Raw genomic sequence first — 5,992 nt, forward strand, 5'->3', positions numbered from 1 at the left:
TTCGGATAGTTCGGATCTATTGGTAAGTATGCTCCTCCTGCTTTTAGAGTGCCTATTATTCCCACTACCATCTCCAGCGATCTTTCTACCATTATTCCTACTATCGAATCAGCTTTAACACCTTTAGTCCTTAATTCTTTCGCCAAATTATTGGCCTTTCTATTTAATTCTCTATAAGTTACCTCTTGATCTTCTAATACTACTGCAACCTTATTTGGTGTTTTGTTTACTTGATCTTCAAATAATTCTACTATTGTTTTTTCTTTAGGATACTCAGTTTTTGTAATGTTAAATTCATATAGTATTTTCTCTTTTTCTGATTCATCTAATATGTTGATATTTCCAATTTTAATATTAGTATTATATTTTATAGTTGTTATTATGTTTTTAAAGGCACTTTCTATCTTTTTCATAAACTCATCATGATATATATTTGTATTATATTTTAATTCGATAGTATAATTTTCACCAGGTATTATTATTATCTCTAAATCATAATTAGTTTCTTCATTAATGATTACATTTTTAATACAAAAATCTATATCATCGATTTCATTTTTAATATCATTAGAATAATAATTTTCAAAAATTATAATGTTATTTATTAATTTATGTTTAAGAACTGTTTTTGATTGAATTTCATACAATGGGTAGTAGTCATAGCTTGAAATTTCTAATGACTCTTTCTGTAATTTCTTTATTAATTGGTTAAAAGTAGTATCATCAGAATTTTTCACTCTACATGGAACAGTGTTTATGAACAGCCCTATCATTTCTTCTATTCCTAAAATATTCGCATTTCTTCCTGATAAAACAGTCCCAAATACTACATCATTTGTGTTATTATACTTTTGTAAAATAATTCCCCAAATAGCTTGAAATATTGTACTCATTGTAACTTGTGATCTATTACATATATTTATTAATTGTTGTATATCCTCTTTTACTATATTAAATCTCAATTTTTCTTTACTTCTATTTTTCACATTTAAAGAATGGCTTTTCTGTGGGAGAACCGCCTCACTTTCATAATCACTTACATAATTTGCCCAATAATTAGAGGCATCATTTTCATCCTGCTTTTGTATCCAATTTATATAATTTTCATATTCAGGTACCTTCTTCTTAACGATTTCTTTATTATTTTTAAGTGATGAGTATATATATAACAAATCTTTCATTATTATGCTTATACACCAACCATCCATTAATATATGGTGATGGCTCCATATTAAACTATAATTTTTATCATCCAGTTTTAGTATAAATACTCTCATTAAAAGATCCCTAGATAAATTAAATCCCTTTTCTTTATCCATAAAGCTTATATTTTTAATTAAGAGTTCCTTCTCACTCTTATTTAAATCGCTTAAATCTTTATAATAAACTTTACCCTCTACTTTGCTTCTCACTATTTGCATTTGTTGATCAAAAGTTTCATAATCAAAAACAGTTCTCAATATATCATATTTTTCTAATAGTAAATTATAAGCTTTTCTAAATATTTTTATATCTAGATTACCCTCTATTTCAAAAATTGTTTGTTCAAAATAAGTAGTAGTATTACTGTCCATTAATTTATGAAACAACATTCCTTTTTGCATTGGTGATAAAGGATATATTTTCTTTATTTCCATTCTATTCTACTCTCCATTTATTTATATAATATATTAAAAAGGTTATACCTCACATGCTTCTGGCTATTTCATTGCTTTTTTATTCTATAAATAAGGCAAAGAAGGCCATTCCCACCAGGGACTTTAACCACTTTTCAATCTAAACCTAAAAAAAAGGAAAAAGAATAGACTACACTACCTCAAAGGCTTAGATCTTTCATCATAAAATATTAAAATATACATAACACCGAACGAAATTAATTGTTCTTTAGAAATGGGATGATGATGAAATAGTTTTTCTTAGGAAATAATTACACTTCTATACATCAATTACACATACTAAAGAGTATTATTTGCGATATCAATAATGAGTTCTCTTGTGTGATGAGGTAAATGACTTCGTTATCCAACATCACACAAAAAGAACACTCATTTCATCGAAAATTTAATTTATTCAACTTATATTTATTGTTAATAAAGATTTCCGTATTATATCAAGTCCTTTTTCTAACATATTTATATCTATAGTTAATGGTGGCAGTATTTTAATTACCAAATCCTCTCTTCCACACCTTTCAATAATAAGTCCATTATTATAACATTCAGTTGTAATTAACTTTGCTTCTTCAGGAGTACAATACTCTGTTAAATCGACTCCCCAAATAATACCTCTTCCTCGAATTTTAATTTTAGAACTAATAGTTTGAATTCTTTTTGTTAAGTACTCATTTATAATTTTTTCTTTTTCTTTTAATTGATTTGGAAATTGATCATTTTTCCAATATTCTAAAGCTGCCCTTGCCCCTACAAAGGCTAATTGGTTTCCTCTAAAAGTGCCATTATGTTCAGCTGGCTTCCATATATCAAGATCTGATTCCATAAGGACTATAGACATAGGTAATCCATATCCGCTTATAGACTTTGAGAGTACTACAATATTCGGTATTATACCCGCAGCTTCAAATGAGAAAAATGACCCTGTTCTTCCACAACCAACTTGTATTTCGTCACAGATAAGAAGTATATCCTGCTCTTTACATAATTCATATAATCTTATCAGCCATTCATTTGAAACTACATTTATTCCACCTTCAGCTTGGATTGTCTCTAATATAATTGCTGCTGGTTTGCTAACTCCAGAATGTGAATCCGTTAAAATAGTATTAATATAGTCAATTGTGTCAAATTCATTTTCAAACATACTAGGATGAGGAATAAATGTCACATTATTAAGCTCAAGTCCAGCTCCTTCTCTGCTCTCAATATTACTAGTAGCTGAAAGTGCACCTAAGGACATTCCGTGAAATGCTCCCATAAAAGAAAATATGCCAGATCTTTTTTTTACTTTTCTTGCTAGCTTTAATGCAGCTTCAACGGCATTAGCACCAGTAGATCCGCAAAATTGTATTTTATAGTCTAAATTCCTATTTTTTAAAATAACATCGTAAAAATCATCTATAAATTTTTTTTTAGCTGAAGTATACATATCTAAGCCATGTGATATTCCATCATTCATTAAATAATCAATAATTTCTTGCTTTATTTATAAGAATAGGTAAGGCTTTGAAACTATCTCCACCTTTTCCCCTCTTCCACACCGTACATGAGTCTTTCAATCTCATACGGCGTTCCATCAATAAAATTAAAATTCATAATTTCAACTTATTGACTTGTGGCTATCCCTCCACTATGTTTCCATACTTTCAACGGTACTATGCCACTACTTTCACTGATATAAAGATAAATTATAGCTTTAAGCCTTTCTTTATCACCACTTAATCGAAAATAAGTTCTCCATGTTATCAGCTTACCACGTTCCAATAATTCTATCTTTTCATACACCTGTAGGTAATTCCTATATGCCTGCTTACTTGATATTGCCTATAACAATATAAGGGTTTTCATAACGATATTTCTTACTAATCCTCATAAGCCATATTATAAAAATATGTTAAACATTTCTGTTTAAATAACATCTAGACATTTTAATTCGGAATTTCGTCAGTCACTATGTGACATTCTTACCATGGATGTTTTATAGACTCCCGATCTATATCACACTCGACTACCGCTAGTTCGCCGTTCCTCAACATGACTTGTTAGGGTGTAAACTCAATCGACTTCACCGAGCTTATAACAGTTCTATCCTTATTAATATAACTGCTATTCGGAGTATTAGAGAAAGCCCTTCATGACGTTACTCAATCATTCGACTTTTCGAATTATCAGTTTACTGAAAACTCATTAATTTCAGTATCTAAACTTTTCATTTAGAAACGTGTCGCACTATCGTTGTTATGTCCATAATTAAGTGCACCAGCACCTGCAAGAAAATCTATGAATTCATTTCCATTTTCATCAAATATTGAAGAATCTTTTGCTGTTGAAAAAATATTGCTAAAAACTCTACAATATGATCTAACATTTGATTCATGTATTTCAAAACTTTTTGTATCTGAATCTATCATTCTCAACTTCTCCTTTTTGATATTCTTAAAGCGTAAACTTCTCAAAAAAATCATCATCATCATCTTCTTGTTTTTCTATATTCTTTTTATACATTTCTAACTGTTCAATAGATACAGAATAATTCGATATATCTGAAGGAGTTACTTCTACTTCCTCTTTTGTTATACAATGTTCTATTAAACTATATAATGACTCTTTATACCTCTCTGTAAACTCTACTACTCTTTCTTTATTATGAATATAAGTATTGTATTCAACTGAAAGAACCAAAGACCCATTTCTTACCCCTGCATTAATATCCAATTCATACAACATTTGGGAATTATCACCAATAGAAGAAGCTGTTGATAATTCTGATATCTCAAAAACATCACTATTTAAATCATTATCAAATTCACCTAGATAATTAAAACTTATTTTAGGATATACTTTTTTTAGAGGTATATCATCGCGATAATATTTTAGGATATTATATCCTATACCTTTATTTGGAACTTTCCTCAGAATTTCTTTTATAGTTTTCAAATTATATCCAATATCCATCTGAGTATCTACTTTTAATACGATAGGATACTCTGCTGTAAACCATCCCACGGTTCTATTAATATTTAAATTTGTTTCACTAACAATTTGCCTTCCATGGCTTTCCATATTTATAATTACGCTATCATTACCATGCCATTCCTTGATAGAAAGAGCTAAAGCAGTTAGTAATATATCATCTATATTTGTGTTATAAGCCTTATTTGACTTTTTTAATAGATATTGTGTGTATTGCTTATCAATTGTTAACTTTATACTTTGGTTGTATTTAAATATATTATTGCTACTACTCTCTTTAGTAAAAGGAGGTTCTTTAATTTCTTGATTACTAACTTCTTTCCAATAATCTATTTCCCGTAATAATTCTCTACTATCAGAATAAACTTCTAAAGCCTTTTGCCACTCCAAATAAGAATTAGTCTTTTCCTGTAAAATTATCTCTTCTTCGTTTATTGCCTGTTTATACCCTAGCTCAAAATCTTCAAGTATTATTCTCCAAGAAACCCCATCAACTACTAAATGATGTATAATTATAGCGAGATAATCCCCTTCTCTTGTTTTAAACAATCCTAATTTCACCAATTTACCATTCCATATGTCTAAACCTTTTTGTAATCTTTCACATTCTTCCTTTATTTTATTATTAAATAATACTTCTTCAAAAAAGTTAAAGGTTTTTAATTCGAATAATCCTTCTTTATTTTCTCTATTATATTGTAATATTTCCCCATCTATATTCTTAAAAATCATTCTTAAAGCATCATGATGCTTTAGTATTTTATTGAATACTCTTTTTATAATAACTTCTTCGAATCCATCTTTTTTAAATAGCATAACTGATTGGTTCCAATGATTGGTTTCAAATTTTTCACCAAAGAACCATTTTTGTATAGGGGTTAAACTTGCTTGTCCAATAACGTCTTTTTGATTTATTAATTCACTTTGCAAATTTTCACAAACATGACCACTTAAATTTCTAATATTCGGATTAATAAAGAGATTTTTAATATCTAAATTGTATTTATTCTTATTTAACTTTGATATAATTCTTATTGCTTTAATTGAATCACCACCTAACTCAAAAAAATCGTCGTCAATTCCGATTTTATCTACACCTAATGCTTCTTTCCAAATATCCACTAAAAGCTCTTCAATTTCATTTCTTGGTGCTTCATACTCATTTAAAGAATCCTCTGTATTTGGTTTTGGAAGTGCTTTTCTATCCAGTTTCCCATTCGGTGTTAAAGGCATTTCATCTATCTTTATAAAGTAAGTAGGAATCATATATTCTGGTAAACTTTCTGCCAAATAGTTCTTTAAATTTAAATCCTTCAGTTCTTTCTCACTTACTATATAGGCACAAA

3 protein-coding genes and 1 pseudogene are annotated in these 5,992 nt (G+C 28.6%); all 4 read right to left on the reverse strand.

The annotated features are described in order from the left end of the window. Window positions 1–1,637: condensation domain-containing protein (locus tag ACVYAD_RS24760; protein ID WP_476428247.1), on the reverse strand; the 1,637-nt coding region annotated here is incomplete at its 3' end. A 433-nt stretch (window positions 1,638–2,070) separates the two neighbouring features. After that, a pseudogene (locus ACVYAD_RS24765) lies at window positions 2,071–3,159 on the reverse strand (diaminobutyrate--2-oxoglutarate transaminase); the annotation flags it as partial. A gap of 727 nt (window positions 3,160–3,886) precedes the next feature. Continuing rightward, entirely contained in the window at window positions 3,887–4,084 is a 198-nt protein-coding gene (locus ACVYAD_RS24770; RefSeq protein WP_476428248.1) for a hypothetical protein, read from the reverse strand. A gap of 25 nt (window positions 4,085–4,109) precedes the next feature. Beyond that, the coding region (locus tag ACVYAD_RS24775; protein ID WP_476428249.1) for a condensation domain-containing protein at window positions 4,110–5,992 on the reverse strand (1,883 nt) is incomplete at its 5' end.

The organism is Lysinibacillus sp. G1-3 (genome assembly GCF_056322905.1).

Excerpts from the sequence above, each read along its gene's own strand:
- ACVYAD_RS24770 (WP_476428248.1), bottom strand. The coding sequence starts at position 4,084 with ATGATAGATTCAGATACAAAAAGTTTTGAAATACATGAATCAAATGTT.